The organism is Dyella japonica (assembly GCF_040545895.1).
Taxonomy (GTDB): domain Bacteria; phylum Pseudomonadota; class Gammaproteobacteria; order Xanthomonadales; family Rhodanobacteraceae; genus Dyella; species Dyella japonica_D.
Genome location: NZ_JBEPMU010000003.1, coordinates 481298 through 499262, shown reverse-complemented (window position 1 = coordinate 499262; position 17965 = coordinate 481298). Strand labels below are relative to the sequence as shown.

The 17965-nt window shown below is 61.3% G+C and carries 14 protein-coding genes; 1 reads left to right on the top strand and 13 read right to left on the bottom strand.

Annotation, left to right across the window (positions count from 1 at the left end):
• Window positions 1-19 precede the first annotated feature (19 nt).
• Entirely contained in the window at window positions 20-1372 is a 1353-nt protein-coding gene (locus ABIC75_RS12460; RefSeq protein WP_354014172.1) for a phosphomannomutase, read from the top strand.
• Between the two features lie 50 nt (window positions 1373-1422).
• Here ABIC75_RS12460 and ABIC75_RS12455 read toward each other — a convergent pair whose 3' ends face one another.
• The 13 genes from ABIC75_RS12455 to ABIC75_RS12395 all read right to left on the bottom strand — a co-directional run bounded on the left by ABIC75_RS12455 (window position 1423) and on the right by ABIC75_RS12395 (window position 17953).
• A complete protein-coding gene (locus ABIC75_RS12455) occupies window positions 1423-3087 on the bottom strand; it encodes a Wzt carbohydrate-binding domain-containing protein (protein ID WP_354014171.1) in 1665 nt (554 codons plus the stop codon).
• A 166-nt stretch (window positions 3088-3253) separates the two neighbouring features.
• Window positions 3254-5317 carry a hypothetical protein gene (locus tag ABIC75_RS12450; protein ID WP_354014170.1) on the bottom strand — a complete coding sequence of 688 codons (2064 nt, stop codon included), beginning with the start codon at window positions 5315-5317 and terminating at the stop codon, window positions 3254-3256.
• Entirely contained in the window at window positions 5314-6645 is a 1332-nt protein-coding gene (locus tag ABIC75_RS12445; RefSeq protein ID WP_354014169.1) for a hypothetical protein, read from the bottom strand. The genes ABIC75_RS12450 and ABIC75_RS12445 overlap by 4 nt, the downstream gene beginning before the upstream one ends.
• A gap of 95 nt (window positions 6646-6740) precedes the next feature.
• Window positions 6741-7352, bottom strand: coding sequence for a hypothetical protein (locus ABIC75_RS12440; protein ID WP_354014168.1), 612 nt, complete (start codon window positions 7350-7352; stop codon window positions 6741-6743).
• Window positions 7334-7723 carry a GtrA family protein gene (locus ABIC75_RS12435; protein WP_354014167.1) on the bottom strand — a complete coding sequence of 130 codons (390 nt, stop codon included), beginning with the start codon at window positions 7721-7723 and terminating at the stop codon, window positions 7334-7336. Before ABIC75_RS12435 ends, ABIC75_RS12440 begins: the two co-directional genes overlap by 19 nt.
• On the bottom strand, window positions 7716-8672 hold the full coding sequence (locus tag ABIC75_RS12430) for a glycosyltransferase (RefSeq protein WP_354014166.1): 957 nt from the start codon (window positions 8670-8672) through the stop codon (window positions 7716-7718). The genes ABIC75_RS12435 and ABIC75_RS12430 overlap by 8 nt, the downstream gene beginning before the upstream one ends.
• A 6-nt stretch (window positions 8673-8678) precedes the next feature.
• Window positions 8679-9617: a UDP-glucuronic acid decarboxylase family protein gene (locus tag ABIC75_RS12425; protein WP_436407917.1), complete on the bottom strand. Its 939-nt coding sequence runs from the start codon at window positions 9615-9617 to the stop codon at window positions 8679-8681.
• 372 nt (window positions 9618-9989) lie between these two features.
• Window positions 9990-10934, bottom strand: coding sequence for an electron transfer flavoprotein subunit alpha/FixB family protein (locus ABIC75_RS12420; RefSeq protein WP_354014164.1), 945 nt, complete (start codon window positions 10932-10934; stop codon window positions 9990-9992).
• A gap of 80 nt (window positions 10935-11014) precedes the next feature.
• Window positions 11015-11761, bottom strand: coding sequence for an electron transfer flavoprotein subunit beta/FixA family protein (locus tag ABIC75_RS12415; protein ID WP_354014163.1), 747 nt, complete (start codon window positions 11759-11761; stop codon window positions 11015-11017).
• A 102-nt stretch (window positions 11762-11863) separates the two neighbouring features.
• A complete protein-coding gene (locus ABIC75_RS12410) occupies window positions 11864-14842 on the bottom strand; it encodes a glycosyltransferase family 4 protein (RefSeq protein WP_354014162.1) in 2979 nt (992 codons plus the stop codon).
• Window positions 14839-15066: a hypothetical protein gene (locus ABIC75_RS12405; protein WP_354014161.1), complete on the bottom strand. Its 228-nt coding sequence runs from the start codon at window positions 15064-15066 to the stop codon at window positions 14839-14841. Before ABIC75_RS12405 ends, ABIC75_RS12410 begins: the two co-directional genes overlap by 4 nt.
• On the bottom strand, window positions 15063-16352 hold the full coding sequence (locus ABIC75_RS12400; protein ID WP_354014160.1) for a glycosyltransferase: 1290 nt from the start codon (window positions 16350-16352) through the stop codon (window positions 15063-15065). The genes ABIC75_RS12405 and ABIC75_RS12400 overlap by 4 nt, the downstream gene beginning before the upstream one ends.
• On the bottom strand, window positions 16349-17953 hold the full coding sequence (locus tag ABIC75_RS12395) for an electron transfer flavoprotein-ubiquinone oxidoreductase (RefSeq protein WP_354014159.1): 1605 nt from the start codon (window positions 17951-17953) through the stop codon (window positions 16349-16351). The genes ABIC75_RS12400 and ABIC75_RS12395 overlap by 4 nt, the downstream gene beginning before the upstream one ends.
• Between the last annotated feature and the right edge of the window lie 12 nt (window positions 17954-17965).

Genomic DNA, 17965 nt, shown 5'->3' with positions numbered 1-17965 from the left:
GAAGTCAGGAGCAGTACCCATGGCACTCAAGAGTTTCAAGGCCTACGACATCCGTGGGCGTCTTCCCGACGAGTTGAACGAAGGCATGGCGCGGGATATTGGTCGCGCCTACGCCCACGTCGTGGGCAAGGGCGAGGTCGTCGTGGGTTACGACGTGCGGCTCGCGAGCCCCGCACTGGCGGCAGCCCTTGCCGAGGGCCTCAACGAAGCCGGCTGTGATGTCATCGATATCGGCCTGTGCGGTACGGAAGAGGTGTATTTTCAGACGGCGCACCGTGGCGTGGTGGGTGGCATCATGGTTACGGCCAGCCATAACCCCATCGACTACAACGGCATGAAGCTTGTGCGCGAAGGCGCGCGGCCAATCAGTGGCGACAGCGGGCTGCGCGAGATCGAGGCCAAGGTCGAGAAGGGCCAGTTCGCGCACAACACGAGTGCTCGTGGCAGGAAGCGGACCGATGCCGACAAGCGTGCGTACATCGATCACTTGCTGTCGTACGTCAACGTGCCTGCGCTCAAGCCGCTGCGCATCGTGGTGAACGCCGGTAACGGTGGCGCCGGCCTTGTCATCGACGAGCTGGCTGCCCACCTGCCGTTCGAATTCATCCGCATCTGCCATGAACCCGATGGCACTTTCCCCAACGGTATTCCCAACCCGTTGCTTCCGGAGAACCGCCAGGCCACCACGGAGGCCGTGATCGCGTCCAAGGCGGATTTCGGCATCGCATGGGACGGTGACTTCGATCGTTGCTTCTTCTTCGATGGCGAAGGCAACTTCATCGAGGGCTACTATCTCGTCGGCCTGCTGGCGGCCCAGTTGCTGGAGCGCCACAAGGGCGAGAAGATCATCCATGACCCGCGGCTGACCTGGAACACCGTGGCCATGGTCGAGTCGGCCGGTGGCGTGCCCATCGAAAGCAAGACTGGCCATGCCTTCATCAAGGAGCGTATGCGCCAGGAAGACGCCGTCTACGGTGGCGAGATGAGTGCACATCACTACTTCCGTAAGTTCGCCTATTGCGACTCGGGCATGATCCCCTGGCTGCTTATCGCCGAGCGCGTCAGTGCCACCGGGCTCTCGCTGAAGGATATGCTGGCCGAACGCATCGCGGCGTTTCCCTGCAGCGGCGAGATCAATTTTCGCGTGGAAGATGCCGCCACCACCGTCGACAGGATCGTCCGCCATTTTGATAACGGTGACGCGCAGATTAGCCGCATTGACGGTGTGAGTATGGAGTTTGGCGACTGGCGCTTCAACCTGCGCTCCTCCAACACCGAGCCGCTGCTGCGACTCAATGTCGAAGCCCGCGGTGATGTGCAACTGATGCGGGTACGCACGCAGGAACTGAGTGCGCTGATCGAAAACCGTTGATGGCGTGATCGATGCCCAGGCGTGCGCCTGGGCACTGCCCATCATCGATGTCAGGCGAGCACTTCGATAGGCAGCGCGAAACCCGATGTCGGGTCGTGATCAATGAACCAGGCGTTCTGCTCCTGCACCAGCGAACCCTGCAGCGTGTAGTGGCCGGGCCGGGACGGCGAGCGGATCTGCATGGGCACGATGGCCGCCAAGGCCGGTGGAACGTCCTCCGGCAGCGCGGTACGCAGTCCGTCGGCTACCTCGATGGTCCCATTGGATGCCAGCCAGCGATAGGACAGATTGACCGGGTTGCGGCCCGTGCAAGGCCACGGCGCGTCCCCCCGGTTGGAGGCCCATATCTGCAGAAGCGCATCGGCACTGGGGCGCAGGCGCGAGAGCTGTGCCATGGGCTGCAGCGATGCGCGGAAATCGGCGAGCGTCGGGTTGAGCGCACCGAACGAGCCGGCGACGCCGGCAGGATCCACATCGGTGCACAGGGACCAATGCGCCTCGGGCGACGCACCTGCCAGTTCGACGCCCGGATCCATCAGGGTGCGTCCGATAAAATGGCCGACCGCGGCACTGGGCACCTCCATGCCGCCCGCCTGTTCGCGCCAGTGATAGCAGCCGTCGAAATGCGTGGCGCCGGCCACCAATGCTGCATCCAGCGTGTAGTGACCGATACCCAGGCGGTTGAGCATGCAGAAGTAAATCTCGTAGGTGCCCGGCGCGACAGCGTATTGCTGGCCCAGCTGCATTGAATTGGTGCCAAAGACCAGGGCCCCGCGTTCGTCCTTGATCGCCATGCCGACGTTGAGTCGTTCAACGGCCTCATGCGCGATGAAGCGAACGGCGATGGTCATCCGCTCGCCCACCATGACGGACCCGTCCCCGAGCATGGCGCCACAGGCTTGCACGGAAAGGATTTCGCAACGCTTGTCGCCAAATTCGAGCGGGCCCTGCGGCGTGTCGCGCTGCGCGCGTCGGGTGTCCCGGGTGGGTTCCCCCGGTCGCGAGCTGCTGGCTGGGCCGGCGAGTGTAAGGTACCGGCGGCGATCCCTGCGGAAGCGGGACACGGCGTAACGATAGAGATCCAGTTCTGGCTCCAGCATGGCGTGCAGTGCCTTGCTCTGGCCGGGGCTGAGTTCGTGGAGCGCCAGACGATGCATCGATGAGTTGGAGCGCGGTACTTCCAGCGGCGTCCAGCCAAGTTCCGCGCAGAGCATCAGGGCGAAATCCTCGAGCTCTTCCTGGATACCGACGGCATCGAAGTCGTCCAGCGCGCTGCGCGCGGCCTGGAGTTTCTCCTCCGCGGTTGGGCTGCTGACATTGGCGAGCGCCAGGGGAAATAGCATGTCCAGCTGCACGAGGTTGCTTTCGCTGCCGTCGTTGCGTGCAAGGCATTCGTCGAAGCTCGATACCTGCAGCGCCGCATCCATGACGCGGCTGGCGTTGTTGTGCTTCTGGAAGAAGTGTTCGGAGAGAAACCGGTCGATCGGATTGCGCAGCACCGTGATGCAGTAGCGATCCGAAGGAAGCGCGTCGCCCTGTAACGTCGCCAGATGCCCGCTGATGACCGGAACATGCGCCCATTGCAGCAATGCGTCGCGGAGCTTCATGCCGGTGATGGGTTTGGAAACGTTGTCCTCCCCCACCTGGTCGACAAGGAAGTGGCGTAGAGCTGTGCCGCCTGTCCTTGGCAGATGAAAATGGAGGATGTCTTTCATTGCGCGGCGGTCGTGAGTTGTCCCGAAAGGTGACGGCTTGAAGGTCGCAATATGACATAAACCTGTCGAAAGGACGTATCGCCCTTCCCATTTGTGATTATCCCTTCACATTGCAGTTATCGAATGCGCGCGCGTGCCGCCGGCGCGCGAAATCCGACGCCTGAAATCAACGGTTCCCAGATGTTGTTGCCGGCGAGGGAACGTCGATGACGTCTTCCCCGACGAACGGCTTCATTCCCTTGTCGTGAAACCAGGCGACGTTGTCCTGCACGAGCGATAGCACAAGGCGATACTCGCCGGCAGTGGTCGGAAGGGCGACGGTAATCCTTTGATCCGCAGAACTGCCCGCTGGGACATCGTCGTTAAGCGGAGCGCGTGTATTCCAGCCGTTTGGATCTGGGCTGCCACCGGACGGGACGAACTGCCAAGAGAGCTGCACGGGCTTGCGATCAGTGGATAACGCAGGCAGGTAGTGCGCGCCGGCGTTGGTGATTTTGACAATCACCTCATCTGAGTTCTCGTGCCTGCTTTGCCCGGCGATGGCCAGCGAGATGGTAGGAAAGATGTCGTCCGGGAGCGGCCCATTGAACGGCACCGCCGTGGTGTAATCCGGGCAGCTCCCGGAAGCCGGGACAAGTGTCAGGCGTTGCATCAACCGCGGAAGTTGCTCGGAGGGAATCCCCACGAATAGCGCTCCGTCGGCGAGGCGGTGTGCCCCTACCTGACAGCTTTCAGGCAGGCCAAAGTTGGGTGGCAGATTGCCTGAGTAACCATTTACGGTGGCGACGCCCGCATCCTGGGCAAACATCATGGCGTCCAACTCGCGATAGAGCCATGGCTCGTCGGTGGTTGATGAGCCCCAAGCGAACAGGATGGGCCCGGCTACACCTGCTTTCGGATGCCATCTAGATCGCAGGTTCTCCAATCGCGCGTCCCATTGCGAGGAGGGGACGTGGAACTTCTGGTAACCAAGTATCTCCACCGACAGGGCGAGACCAATCGCGATGGCTACGGCAGTTTGGCGAGTGGCAAAGCGGCGCATGATGATTTCCACGCCCACGGCACAAAGCCAGCCCACCGCAAGCAACATCACCAATACAACCCGCGTGACGGCACGGATGGAATTGAAGCCTGGAAGAATCATGACGAAGCGGTAAAGGGAGATGCCGCCAACAGACAGAGTCACGGCCATCAACACCAGTAGGACACCCGCAAAGATGCACGTAACGTGGGACCAGCGAGGGTCTTTCCTGCCAAGGACATAGCCGCACAGCGCCAATACGGAAGCGCCGAGGCCAAAGAACAGCTGATGTTCATGGCGCATGGGAACATTACGCACCCACTCACCCAGCCACGCGGTATAAGCAGAGCGATCAGAAATGAAGTAGCTGCCAAGCCTCGGCAGCATGGACTTGATCTCTTCCGGCGCGCGGCCGACGCCATAAGCGCGGGCCACGGAGTGGTACTTGGCAAGCATCAACAACAGGCCTATCCAAAGAACACCCGCGAGAGCCCACAATGCGTAGTTCTTCAGAGATCCATTGTTGCCGAAGCTCAACGGACTCTTATATCGCCCCATGGTTACCAGGCCTATAAGCACCATCGCGCCAAGGAACATGAGCAGGAACAGGCCAAGGTAAATGGAGCAGAAAAACTGGATGGCAATCCAGATGCCCAGCTGTGGCAAGCGATGGAGGCGGCGGCTTTCCAGCATTCGCCAACCCTCCAGCACGGCAAGCGCAATGGGAAACCGGTAAATGAGCTGGGCGTGCCCCTCCTGCGCCAGCGAAGGCAGGGAAAAAGCAAATACAAACGCAGCCGCGGCAGCGGCGAACCAGCCAAATCCGAAGCGCCGAGCGGCATAGACTCCGCATCCGAACGTTGAGAGGCTGCCCAGGCAATACCAGAGGTCGAATGCCTGTTCGCGGCTCAAATGCGCCAGGCGAGCAAGTGCGTAGATCCAGGCCGTGCCGAAATGGTTGTCGCTGAAAGCCAGCGTGTCAGGATAGGGATAGAAGAATGTGGGTGACCATAAGCTGCTGTCCTGTCCCACAAGCCAGCGATAGACATGTTCGAGAATGATACTGTTGAAACGTGCATCGCCCAGATCACCAGGAACGGCGGCAAAGTAGTGCGTCGCGGGCAACAGGTATCCATATAGGCCCATTAGCGCCAATGCGACTACCAGCCAGCGGCCGGACTTGGCGTTGTCAAACGGTAGTGGCTTCATGGCGTAGTTGTCTCTGGCCCTTTAGAACTGGCGCGGTAAGCTTTCAACAATTGGACGACAAGATAGCCGCCGGCTACACATTGCCAGAGCGCAAAGGGCGCACGAGGGTGATCCCACGCGCCACCTACGTCGCCAGTAACGAAAGGCCGCCAGAGTGCACTGAATTCTGGTGTGTACCAGCACAACATCTCGAGCGCAAACTGGTTTTCCCAGCAGGTGTCCATGGCCGTCTGCCCGAACAGGTAGCCATCGATACTTCCCCAGATGGAAAGCACGAGTATGCCCAGCATACAGGTAAGAAATCCGGCGCTTCGCTGTGGCTGAACGATGGCCAGTGCCATGAGCAGCGCTGAAATAAAGCTCAGGAAAAGGAAAAACCTGGGACCCCAATACCCGCCGCCATACCAAGCCCACCATTTGGCGTAGAAGGTCACAACGAGTATCGCGAATGTGCCCATCATCACGCGGTCCATGACTGTGCCGCGAAGCATGTGGCGTACTGGGCGGTTGAGGAACAGCAAGGCACCCGGAATGTAAAAAACCAACCCTTTGCCAAACGAAAACAGGATCGATAGCGCGCCAAAAAAGAACGGATAGCTGAAGCCGGGTTTTCCCGAATACGGCAAAACCGTTGTAAGCCCCTTTTCGGCTGCAGCAAGGTATGGGTTTCCTGTGACCGAACCGTACTTCAGGTAGTTCTCAAATACGGTCAACAACATCGCAATGGCAACCCCCACCAAGGGCGACCATCGCTTGGTGCGTCCAAACCGAAAATGCAGTGCCGCCACGATTCCAAAAGGCACGATGAGCGCCGGACCATTGGCCAGCGCCAAGGCAAAACACAGCGACGAGAGAATCGGGCGCCGCTGTATGCTCAATACGCCGATGGCCAGCAAGATCGAGCACAATACTTCGCTGAAATACCACTGCAAGTGATGCGGAACCATGGAAGCGCAGCCCAGCACAAGCAGGCCAATGCGGGCGACGCGAGGAGAGTATTGCGCCGAGATGAGCCGATACAGATACGCGGCGCCTGCTATGAATACCAGCGCATTGAAATGGGCTACGAACTTGCGCTCAGGCAGGTGAAGAACCGAGGCGACCCACGCGAGGGGAACGGTCAAAAGTGGCTGCACCAGCGAAAACTTGATCTGGATGCTGCCCCCGCGCCCTAGCAAGGCTTCGATGGCCTGGTACCGAATGGCACCATCCGAAGAAACCTCCGGATGCAAGGTCATTAGCAGGCATGCGAGTCCAATGAGGATCAGTGCCCATTCCACGCGTCCGTTTTCCATCAGGCGCGCGGTTGAACCGTATTGCTCATCCATGAAATTCCCCTGGTGTTAGCACGCCGCCTGCAGCACCCTCAAGGCACCTGACGGCTATTTTTCAGGATCTCCGCCGCCAGGATCCAAGATGTAATTTACTCGCAACGGTAGTCGACGGCGGTTGTGCTGTTACGGAAGGGATCGGTCAGTACGTCCGAATACGACCCCATCAGCAGCCGATGCTTGGGCAACAGATTGTTGCGGAAGAACCGGCTGAAGCGTGCCAGTGACTGGCCCTTGGGCGTCAGCAGCACGCAACCGTCCTTGATGACGATGGTGCCGGACTGCAGCTGTTCGGTCAGGCGTACGTCGACCAGGTGGTCCTCTGGCATGTATTCCTTGGTGAAGACGTCCGCGAAGGCGTCCTGGCGGATGCCGCCGCCGCGCTGGTCGAGCTTTTCAAGGATGTAGAACGACAGCGAGCGATCCAGCACCGTCGGCACCGAGATGGCGAAGCTGTAGCCCAGCAGCAGCCAGATGACGAGAAGCTGCAGCTTCTCGACCAGGTCCAATGGGCGAAACCACGGCAGCAGCCACAGCAGCGCGCCGCACAGCGCGGTGGCAATCACGCCATCGAGGATGGCGCTGTAGAACACCACGTTCACCGGCAGATACAGCGCATGAATGACGTAGATGGCCAGCAGCGCGATGACGAACAGCGCAGTGGCGACGACGATGCGCCCGATTTTTACCGTTTGAATACCCAATGCTTTCCTCCGAAATAACTGCACACCATTTGCAGGAAGGTGCCGATCAGGAAACCGATGCGGTAATCCAGCTTGGCCCAGTCCGTCCACACGAACAGCGCGCCTGCCTGCATCAGCGCCAGCACGGCGTACAGCAGCCAGAAGCGGGCGAGCTGATGCCATACCGATTCCGTGGTGCCGGGAAAGACGAAATGCCGACTACCCAGGAACGAGGCCGTGATACCAAATGCGGCCGCGATGAAGTTGGAGACGCCCGCCGAGGGAATATGGAGCAGGTGGATGCAGGCGGTCAGTACCCCATAGCTGACGCAGGTCGCCACCAGTCCGTTGATGAGGTAACGGACTGGCTGGTACTTCAGCAGGCTAAGCATGCTGGTGCGTATCGGTCGTGGAAAATACCTTGTCCACCAGTAGTCGATAGTCCAGCGGAAGCACCGTGGTGCCGCGGGTGATGCCGGTGAGCATCAGCGTCATCAGCGTAATGGCGCCCGTCTGCAGGAACACCAGTAACAGCAGGCCCAGCGCCACTGAGAACCAACCCGGCGTAGCGTAACCAGCGGCCTTGAGCACGACGGCGGCGGTGCCACCGAGCAACGACAACACAGCAACCAAGGCACACGCGATGCCGACACGCACGAGCACGTCCTCGGCAAAAATCATCAGTCCCTTGAACCCGTGCAATGCCAGGCCGACGAAATTCATCTTGCTCTTGCCGGCGTAGCGCGGGCCACGGTCGAGTGCACAGGTGCGCCAGCGCAAGCGTGATACCAGCACGGTGCCTGCCACATGCGTGGCCAGTTCGCCCATCGCCGCGAGACGGCGCACACCAGCCTCGTTCATGGCCATGAAATTGCCGAAGCTGATCTTGCGACCGGTGAGCAGGCTGAACAATGTCTTGTAGACCACGTAGAACGCCTTGAAGCGGAAGCTCTCCACGCGGCTCTTGCGCTGCGCGACAACGACGTCAGCCTCATGGTTATCCAGGTCGTCAAGCAGGGCGCCGATGGTCTGCGGCAAGTCCTCGCCGTCCGAGTCCATGATGACAAGGCGATCGATGCTGCGAAACTGGTCGGCGACGTACGCGATGCCGGTCGCGATCGCGCGCTGGTGGCCGACGTTGCGCTTAAGGCGAAGCACCTGTCCCTGCACGCCGGCCGCGCGTAGGCCGGCCAGCGTGAGTGGCTGCTTCACTGAGCCATCGTCCACGGCCACGACATGGATTTCCCTGCCGCAAGCCTTGGCCAGCTCCGAAAAAAGGATGGTCGAAGCCTCGGTATCTTCGAATACCGGGGTCACCACGATCAACCTGGGATGATCCATGCGCTTTCAGACTCCGAGGCGGTGGCGGAAGTAGGCCACGGTTTCCTTCAGACCGTCGTCGAGCGAGACCTTGGGGGTCCAGTCCAGCTTCGTCTTGGCCAAGGTGATGTCGGGCTGACGCTGCTTCGGGTCGTCACTCGGCAGCGGCATGTAGGTGATCTTGGATTTGCCGCCTACGAGCGAAATCACCTTCTCCGCCAGCTCCAGCATGGTGAACTCGCCGGGGTTGCCGATATTGATTGGGCCGGTGATGTCGGCGGCGCTGTCCATCAAGCGGCGCATGCCTTCGATCAGGTCGTCGACGTAGCAAAAGCTGCGGGTCTGCTTGCCGTCACCATAGATGGTGATCGGTTCGCCCTTGAGCGCCTGCACGATGAAATTGCTCACCACGCGACCGTCGTTGGGATGCATGCGCGGGCCATACGTGTTGAAGATGCGCATGACCTTGATTTCAAGCTGGTGCTGGCGCCAGTAGTCGAAGAACAGTGTCTCCGCGCAGCGCTTGCCTTCGTCGTAGCAGCTGCGGATACCGATCGGGTTGGTGCGGCCCCAGTACGATTCGGGCTGCGGATGCACTTCCGGGTCGCCATACACCTCGGACGTGGACGCCTGCAGGATGCGTGCGCGCGTGCGCTTGGCCAGACCCAGCATATTGATCGCGCCGTGTACGCTGGTCTTGGTGGTCTGCACCGGATCGTGCTGGTAGTGCACGGGCGATGCAGGGCAGGCAAGGTTGTAGATTTGCTTGACCTCGACGTACAACGGGAAAGTGACGTCGTGGCGCACCAGTTCGAACGACGGATGGCCGATGAGGTGGCGGATGTTGTCCTTGGAGCCCGTGAAGAAGTTGTCCACGCACAGGACGTCGTGCCCAGCTTCAATCAGGCGGTCGCACAGGTGAGAGCCAAGGAATCCTGCGCCGCCGGTAACCAAAATCTGGCTCAAATTCTTCTCCATAAACAAATTGATCGAATCCACACGTTCCATCGCTGTGGTTGGAACGGGCACCTACCCAGGATGTGCAGGGGCGCCTGGCACGAAGCCAGTGGAAATGCTGATGCGCAAGTATTTCTGCGACGTATCCCCAATACCGCAAGTATCTTACTGGAGCGCCCACCGCGTTGCACGGCGTGGCGTAGGCTTCTGCGGGCCAGGCCATGGAATGGTGATGCTGATTAGCGCTGCACTTGGAATCCGTATTTTGTTGCATTGCAAATAGAAACGGCGCCAGCAAGAAGCTGGCGCCGTTTCATTACTAAGGCCGGGCCGTGTTGACTGCACCCTTAGGGTGCGTAGACCCGGCCACGGCCTTGCGCGTCAGCCGATAGCCAGCTCCAGCTCGGGCAGGATCTTGAACAAGTCCCCTACCAGGCCAATATCCGCAATCTCAAAAATCGGCGCCTCGCCGTCCTTGTTGATGGCGACGATGGTGCCGGCGTCCTTGATGCCGGTGAGGTGCTGGATGGCGCCGGAGATGCCGATGGCCATGTACAGCTCCGGCGCGATGATCTTGCCGGTCTGGCCCACTTGCAGGTCGCTCGGCACGTAGCCGGCGTCCACCGCAGCGCGCGAGGCGCCCACGGCGGCGCCGATCTTGTCGGCGAACTTGTAGATGATCTCGAAGTTTTCCTTCGAACCCACGCCGCGGCCGCCGGAAACGACTTTGTTGGCGCTCTGCAGGTCCGGGCGATCGCTCTTGCCCGACTGCAGTTCGACGAAGCGGGTGTGCGAGGGCAGGGCGACATCGATGCTCAACGCCTCGATCGGTGCGCTGTTCGCGCCCGTGGCGGCGGCAGCCCACGAAGCGGTGCGGATGGTGGCGACCACGGTACTGCCCGCATCGGCTTCCACCGTGATGATGGCGTTGCCGGCGTAGATCGGGCGCTTGAAGGCGTGGCTGCCCTCCACGCTCATAACATCACTGACCTGCGCGACGCCGAGCAGGGCGGCCACGCGCGGCAGCACGTCCTTGCCGAAGGTGGTGGAAGGCGCGAACACGTGGCTGTAACCGGCGGCGGCCTTGGCGATCTGCGGTGCCAGCACGGCGGCGAGCGGGTGCGCGTTCTCGGCGCGAGCGATGGTGAGCACGCGGCTCACGCCCTCGATCCTTGCGGCCTCGGCGGCGATGGCGTCGGCGTTGTCGGCCAGCACCAGCACGTCGATGGCCTCGGGCTTGACGGCCGCGGCGGCGCTCACGGCGCGCGCGGTGGATGAGTTGAGCTTGCCGTTCAGATGTTCGGCGATGACGAGAATCTTGGACATGGGTGTTCCCTCAAACGTGGGACAGGAAGGCTTTTAGTGAAGAGTCCGGCCATGGATGGCCGGGATGTGATCAGGGAAGATCACAAAAGCCCCTTCTGCTTCAGCGTCGCGACCAGTTCGGCCGCATCCTTCACCATCACGCCCTTGCTGCGCTTGGCCGGCGCGGCGTAGTGCGTGGTCTTGAGATGATCGTTGGCCTCCACGCCCAGCGAGGCGAACTCGATCGTGTCGATCGGCTTGGACTTGGCCTTCATGATGTCCGGCAGCTTGATGAAGCGTGGCTCGTTGAGACGCAGGTCGGTGGTGATGACGGCGGGCAGTTCCGCTTCGATCACTTCCAGGCCGGCGTCGACTTCGCGTGTCACGGTGACCTTGCCGTCGGCGATCTCGACCTTGCTGGCGAAGGTGGCCTGCGGACGGTCCCACAGCGCGGCCAGCATCTGGCCGGTCTGGTTGGCGTCGTCGTCGATGGCCTGCTTGCCCAGGATGACCAGGCCCGGCTGTTCCTTCTCGATCAGTTTCTGGAAGATGCGGGCGGCAGTCAGCGGCTGCACCGCGTCCGCGGTGGTCACATGGATGGCGCGGTTGGCGCCCATGGCCAGGCCGTTGCGGAGGTGCGCAGTGAGGTCGGCCGGGCCGATACCCACCACGATCACTTCCTCGGCGACACCTTTTTCGCGCAGACGCAGCGCTTCTTCCAGGGCGATATCGTCGAAGGGGTTGGCGGAGAGCTTCACGCCGTCCGTCACCACGCCCGTGCCATCGGGCTTCACCTGGATGCGGACGTTGTAGTCCACCACGCGCTTGTAGCCGACCAGAATCTTCATGTGCGAGTCCTTGGAGTTTCATCCCACGGGCGTGGGGAAGGCCGAAATAACAATTATGCATTGTAACCAAGTTCAAACGACCGTTTGAACCCCCGTGTCCCGCTAAACTCCGCGAATCAACCCGGCGAGTGCCGCGCCACTCTGGTCCCAGGTAGGCCAGGGGGCCGATTTACGCCGCCCTGGAGGGCTGTTCAGCCAGTCGGTGATGGCGGTGGCCAGTTCTTCGGGTGAGCTGGCGTTGAAGTAGTCCGCGTAGTCGCCGACTACCTCGCGAAAAACCGGAATGTCACGCGCAAGCACCGGCAGTCCGCGATGGGCGGCCTCAATGAGGGGGAGGCCATAACCCTCTCCAAGCGATGGCGCCAACAATGCTGTGGCCGAGCGATACACGGACTCGAGCAGGCCATCATCGGCGTTGTCCAGCCAGAACAAGCGCTGGTCGCGCTCCTCGTGCTTCTCCAGGCGTCGAACCAGTGCTTCCACCATCCAGCCCACGCGGCCGACGATAACCAGGTTGATGTCGCGTCCCTCTGCCCACAGGCGCTCGATGGCATCCAGGGCCTGCGCATGCCCCTTGCGGGGCTCCAGCGTGCCCACCATCAACAGGGTGCGGCGCTTGGACATGGCGTCAGACAGCCCCGTGGGTGGGGCCAAGGGCTCAGCAATGGCGATCGCGTCGACGCCAAGGTGGAAACTGCCTACTTCGGGTCGTTCCCCAAATTGGTAAGGGAGAGGGTTTCGGTCCAGCCATTGACGGAGCTGGGTGGCGGTGGCTGCGGACACACAATGCAACCCATCAGCGATAGAGCAGGCCTGCTGAAGCCAGCCCACAAAGAGATTGCGGGCAAAGGGATGGAACGCCTCGGGCAGCGAGATGGGAAGCAGGTCGTGCACCACGAAGTGCATGCCGACGCCACGACGATGCCAATCGCGTAGCAGGCGTTCCACCGTGGCTATGGATTCGGCGGACCAGTCCAGCCCGATGTACTGGTCACCAGGCATGACCTGGACGAAATCGTCGCTAAGCAACGAAGGGTCCAGTCCCAGCAGTCGCAGCGCGTAGCTTCTGGCATAGCGAAAGTGGCCTTCCACAAAGGCGACGGGCTCCACGCGCACTCCCGCCGGCGGATCGCGCAGCCATCGTTCGAGGATGGAACGCACCACACGCTGAACACCTGTGCCGATGTCATGCCGGGTAATCTGCGTCACGTCAACCAACCATTGCGTGACCTTTGATGCGGGTCGAGCACGAACGACCGCATCACTGATGCGAGCAATCTCGTCGTCATCCAGCGTGGAGGACGGCGCAGCCAGTTCACCGAGGAGCTTCGCCTCACATCCTTCGCTCGACGTCGCAAACCAGCTATCGAGTTGGTTCGCCACTGCATCGGCCGTAATACCAGCACCTATTTGCGCAGTGCGAACGGTCGCCGAAACGGCCTTTGGAAGAGGCGAGTCCGTCGCAAGGAAAATGCCCAGGCACCCCTCGTCGAACAGCGGTAACGCCAAGGATGCGTCTGCGCAGGCGGCAAACCCGGCCAATTCGTATCGCAATGCCGGTAAACCTGGTATCTGCGATGCCTCGAGTGGAACATCCATCCACACCGCGCCTGGCCAACGTCTTGCAAGAGCCGTCGCTGAGACCGCATCTTGTGCGCCAGCGGTGTAGACGATCCGATCCGAGCGATGTAGCTGTTCTTCCAGCGTGGACGTTAAGCGCCATGCATCGAGCGGCATGGAATCGACGGTAAGTTCGAAATATGTCTCGAGCTGATTGAGCCAGGTCGGCGTCGACCCACTTTTCAGCCATAGTAATTTAGGCTTGACGATGCCAGGCAGGGCAGGAGCCTGCACGGGCAGCGGCTGTCGGACCAATGCCTCCACGGCTTGCAGTGCGCGTGTGGCCACTGCCTTCCAGCTGAACTTTGCCGCCTGCTGCAGCCCATGTCGACGCAGCGCCTCGGCTCGCGCAGGGTTGGTGAGTACCAACTCCATGAGAGCCGTGATGGCATGGGTATTTGTCGGGTCGAACGTGGCCTCCGCGTTGCCGATAACCTCAGGAAGGCTGGTGACGTTGCTGGCGATCACGGGCACACCGCAGGCCATCGCCTCCAATGGCGGCAGGCCAAAACCCTCCATCGTGGATGGAAAGACGAATAGCGCGCAGCCACAATAAAGGTCTACCAACGCCTCATCTGAAACGAAGCCGGTAAAGATGACCGAAGATGGCGCCAGCCTCATCCGGTGGATCGCCGACTGCATCCCGGCCAATTGTTCCGTGGAAATCTTGCCGACAATCACCAGGGGATGCGAATCCCGGAGCGCTGCTGGCAACCCCGCATATGCCTGGATCAGCGCTGGTACGTTCTTGCGTGGATCGAATCCGCCGTTGTACAGCACGTAAGGACCGCTGACGCCGCATGCCGCGCGGATGCGTTCCGCCAGCTCTTGTCGGTCAGTTCTTGGCGCAAACCGCGAATCTACACCTCCTCCGATGGAGACGATGCGATGCGGTTCAATGCCAAGCCGGTCAATCGCATCTTGCCTCACCCAGTCGGAAATCGAGAGCAATAGGTCGCATTGCTCGAGCGCGCGGAGTTTGGCGTCGTACCACGCCTTGACCCGCGGATGACCGAGATAGGCTTGCGGATCGTGCAGCGGAATAAGGTCATACAGCGTCGCCACCGTCCGGATTCCATCGAGGCCGGTTTCCGGGATCACTGCGTCATCGCCGTAACCCTCGATCATGCTGCTGAACCAGACGACGTCCGAGTGAGACTGCATCAGAGCGTGGCACATCAGCTGCTCTGCCACCCTGCGACGAATATGGTTGTCGGCAGTCTGCACGCAAACATCGTTCAGCGAGGCGAACATCAGTCGCTTTCTTGCGCCGGCATGCGGATGTAGCTTGCTGATTATTGTGTCGGTCGCTTCATCGAGCTGAGCGTTGAACGAGAAATGGAGGTCGCAGTAGTCGGTAGCGGCCAAGGCCAGTGCCCTGGCAAGGTCGAGGCTGTAACGACCTATCCCGCGATGCCGGCTCTGGCACTGCGCACCCTGCATGTCCAGCATGAGCTTCATGCGCGCGGCATCCTCGCCTTCAGGCGCCCCATGACAGTGCGGGACGGTGCCGACAAATGAGCTGCGTCCACTTCCAGGGTCAAGTCGCGATGCTCGTTGGCGTGCAGTAGGCGACGCAAGCGCATGTCGAGTGCGGGAAACCGATAGATGAGAAGCGTAAGTCTGCGGCGCAGCGCCGGACGACGGGCCAGCCACAATCGCAGCGGGGCAAGCAGCTGTCTCATGAGGTCGGGCTCTTAGGTGCATCAGTGAATACTTGCTGCAGCGTCCGTCGCGCCTGCTCGACGGAAAAGTGCTGGCGAACGTTCTCAAGTGCGCCTTCGGACAAGCGCATCCATACCTGATGATCGCGGTAAAGCTGCAGGATCGCCTCGGCAAACGCCGTGGCCTGATCGGCAATCAACGCATTGGTTCCGTTGACCAGAAACATGCCCTCTGCGGCGATCGAGGTGACCACCACGGGTAGGCCATAGCTCATGGCGAGATTCACCTTGCCCTTTACGCCCGCGCCGAATCGCAGCGGCGCCACGGACACACGGCAGCTCTCCATCAATGGTCGGATATCGTCGACACGGCCGTGGATCTTGATGCCGTCGCGATTCAGTGCGCGACGAGATGCTTCGTCGATATCTCCCACCAAGTGTAGTACCAGCTCCGGTTCGCTGATGCGAAGCAGTGGCAAGACTTCTGCGGCAAACCATTGCATGGCGTCCGCGTTCGGAGGATGGCCGAAGCCGCCAATGAAAAGGAGGTCGCGACGCTCGTCAAAGCCTGAGCGACGACCGTGAACCTCGTGGATATTGCTGAGAAGCTGGACGCGGGTATCCGGCAACTCGCGTATCAGCGTCATCTGCTCTTCCTCACTGACCACCAAAGTGACGTCGCTGCGGGAGATCGCGTCCAGCTCACAACGGCGCGACTGCGCTGCGTGGCGATACAGGCGTTTGTTTCCGGTCAGTGCGGCTGCGCGTTGCTCGCGGACGTAGTGCAGGTCCACCGTGTCGAATACGACCTTTGCTTTAGGACTGGTTTCCCTGACGATATCGAGATATTGGCTCGCTACAGGCAGTCTGCATAGCAGTACGGCATCAAGTTCAGGTCCATGCTGCCGAAGCCAGCGCCAGGGATTGGCGGACTGGTAACGTACGCCAATGGCTGCCAGCCGCGCTGTGTCTGCCGGGGTGGCAAAACCGTCGGCAGCAAAGAAATCGATCTGCCAGCCTTCCTCGCACAGCAAGCGCATCATCTGGCTGAGCCGCATGGATCCCGAGTCGCGGATGGGGTCCGGCACCATGCTGTCGACAACAAGGATGCGACCACGCCTGGGTTCGCCCAAGGGCATGGATGGCACGGCCATCGTATCCGTGGCGCCCAACATCGTGCGAAGACCCGTTCGCTGCTGCAACAGGCGCTGGAAGGCGCCACGCACTCCACGCTGCGCGATACTGCCCTTGATGCGCCGCGCGAAGTACAAGAGGCGGCTGATGCGCCAGGAGAATGCGTTACTCACAGATTCTGGTAATTCGGACCCGAGCCACCTTCCGGTGTGACCCAGTTGATGATCTGGTACGGGTCCTTGATATCGCAGGTTTTGCAGTGCACGCAGTTGGCGGCGTTGATCTGCAGGCGCTTGCCTACCTCGTCGTTCACGATTTCGTAGACGCCGGCGGGGCAGAAGCGGGTGCACGGGTTGCCGTATTCCACCGCACACTTGGTGACGCACACGTTGGTGTCGGCGACGTGCAGATGAATGGGCTGGTCTTCGTCGTGCTCGGTGGCGGCGAAGTAGACGCCGGCAAGACGGTCGCGCGGCGGCAGTTCGCGTGGCTGCACGTAGTCGCGCTTGGGCTCTTCGCACTCGCCGAGCTTGTGCAGCGACGACCAGTCGGCCTTGTTCTTGAGCGTCCACGGCGAGGCGCCGCGCAGGACGGTTTCCCACGCCGCGTTCATCATGCCGAACCACAGGCCCTTCTTGAAGGCAGGCTTGATGTTGCGCACGCTCTTCAGTTCGGCCATCACGTCCGAGCCGCGCAGCTTGGCATCGAAGCCGGCCGGATTGAGTTCGTTGGCGATGAGGTGTTCGGCGGCGAGCATGCCGCTCTTGATCGCCTGGTGCGTGCCCTTGATCTTGGGCACGTTGAGCAGGCCGGCGGTGTCGCCGATCAGCAGCGCGCCGGGCATCTCCACCTTCGGCAGCGACTGGTAACCACCGGTGACGATAGCGCGCGCACCGGCAGAAAGAATGGTGCCGCCTTCGAGCAGCGACTTCACCGAAGGATGGTTCTTCCACTGCTGGAAGGCTTCCCACGGCTGGTAGTTGGGATCGCTGTAGTCGAGGCCGCTGACGTAACCGAGCGCGATGCGATCCTTGTCCAGGTGATAGAGGAAGCTGCCGCCGTAGGTGTGGCTGTCGGCGGGCCAGCCGAAGCTGTGCACGATCTTGCCCGGCTGCACGCGGCCTGCGGGCACCTGCCACAGTTCCTTGATGCCGATGGAATAGCCCTGCGGGTCGCTGTCCTTGTCCAGCGCAAAGCGCTTGATCAGCTGCTTGGTGAGGCTGCCGCGCGCGCCTTCGGCCAGCACGGTGACCTTGGCCTTGATGTCGATGCCCTGCGTGTAGCCGGCCTTGTGCGAGCCGTCCTTCGCCACGCCCATGTCGCCGATGCGCACGCCGGCCACGGAGCCGTCCTCGTTGTGAACGGTGTCGGCCGCGGCGAAGCCGGGGAACACGTCCACGCCAAGCGCTTCGGCTTGCGGCGCCAGCCACGCGCACATGGCGCCCAGCGACACGATGAAGTTGCCGTGGTTGTTCATGCCCGGCGGTACCGGCAGCTTGCGGCCGCCTTCCTTGCTGAGCAGCCAGAATTCATCGTCGGTGGCCGGCACGCAGATCGGCGGCGGATTGTCGCGCCAGCCCGGCAGCAATGCGTCCAGCGGCTGTGGTTCGATCACCGCGCCCGAGAGGATCTGCGCGCCAATGGTGGACGCCTTCTCGATCACGCAGACGCTCACCTCCGGCTTCAATTGCTTGAGGCGGATGGCGAACGCGAGCCCGGAGGGGCCTGCGCCAACGACGACGACGTCGTATTCCATGATTTCGCGGTCGCTCATGGCGGACTCCAG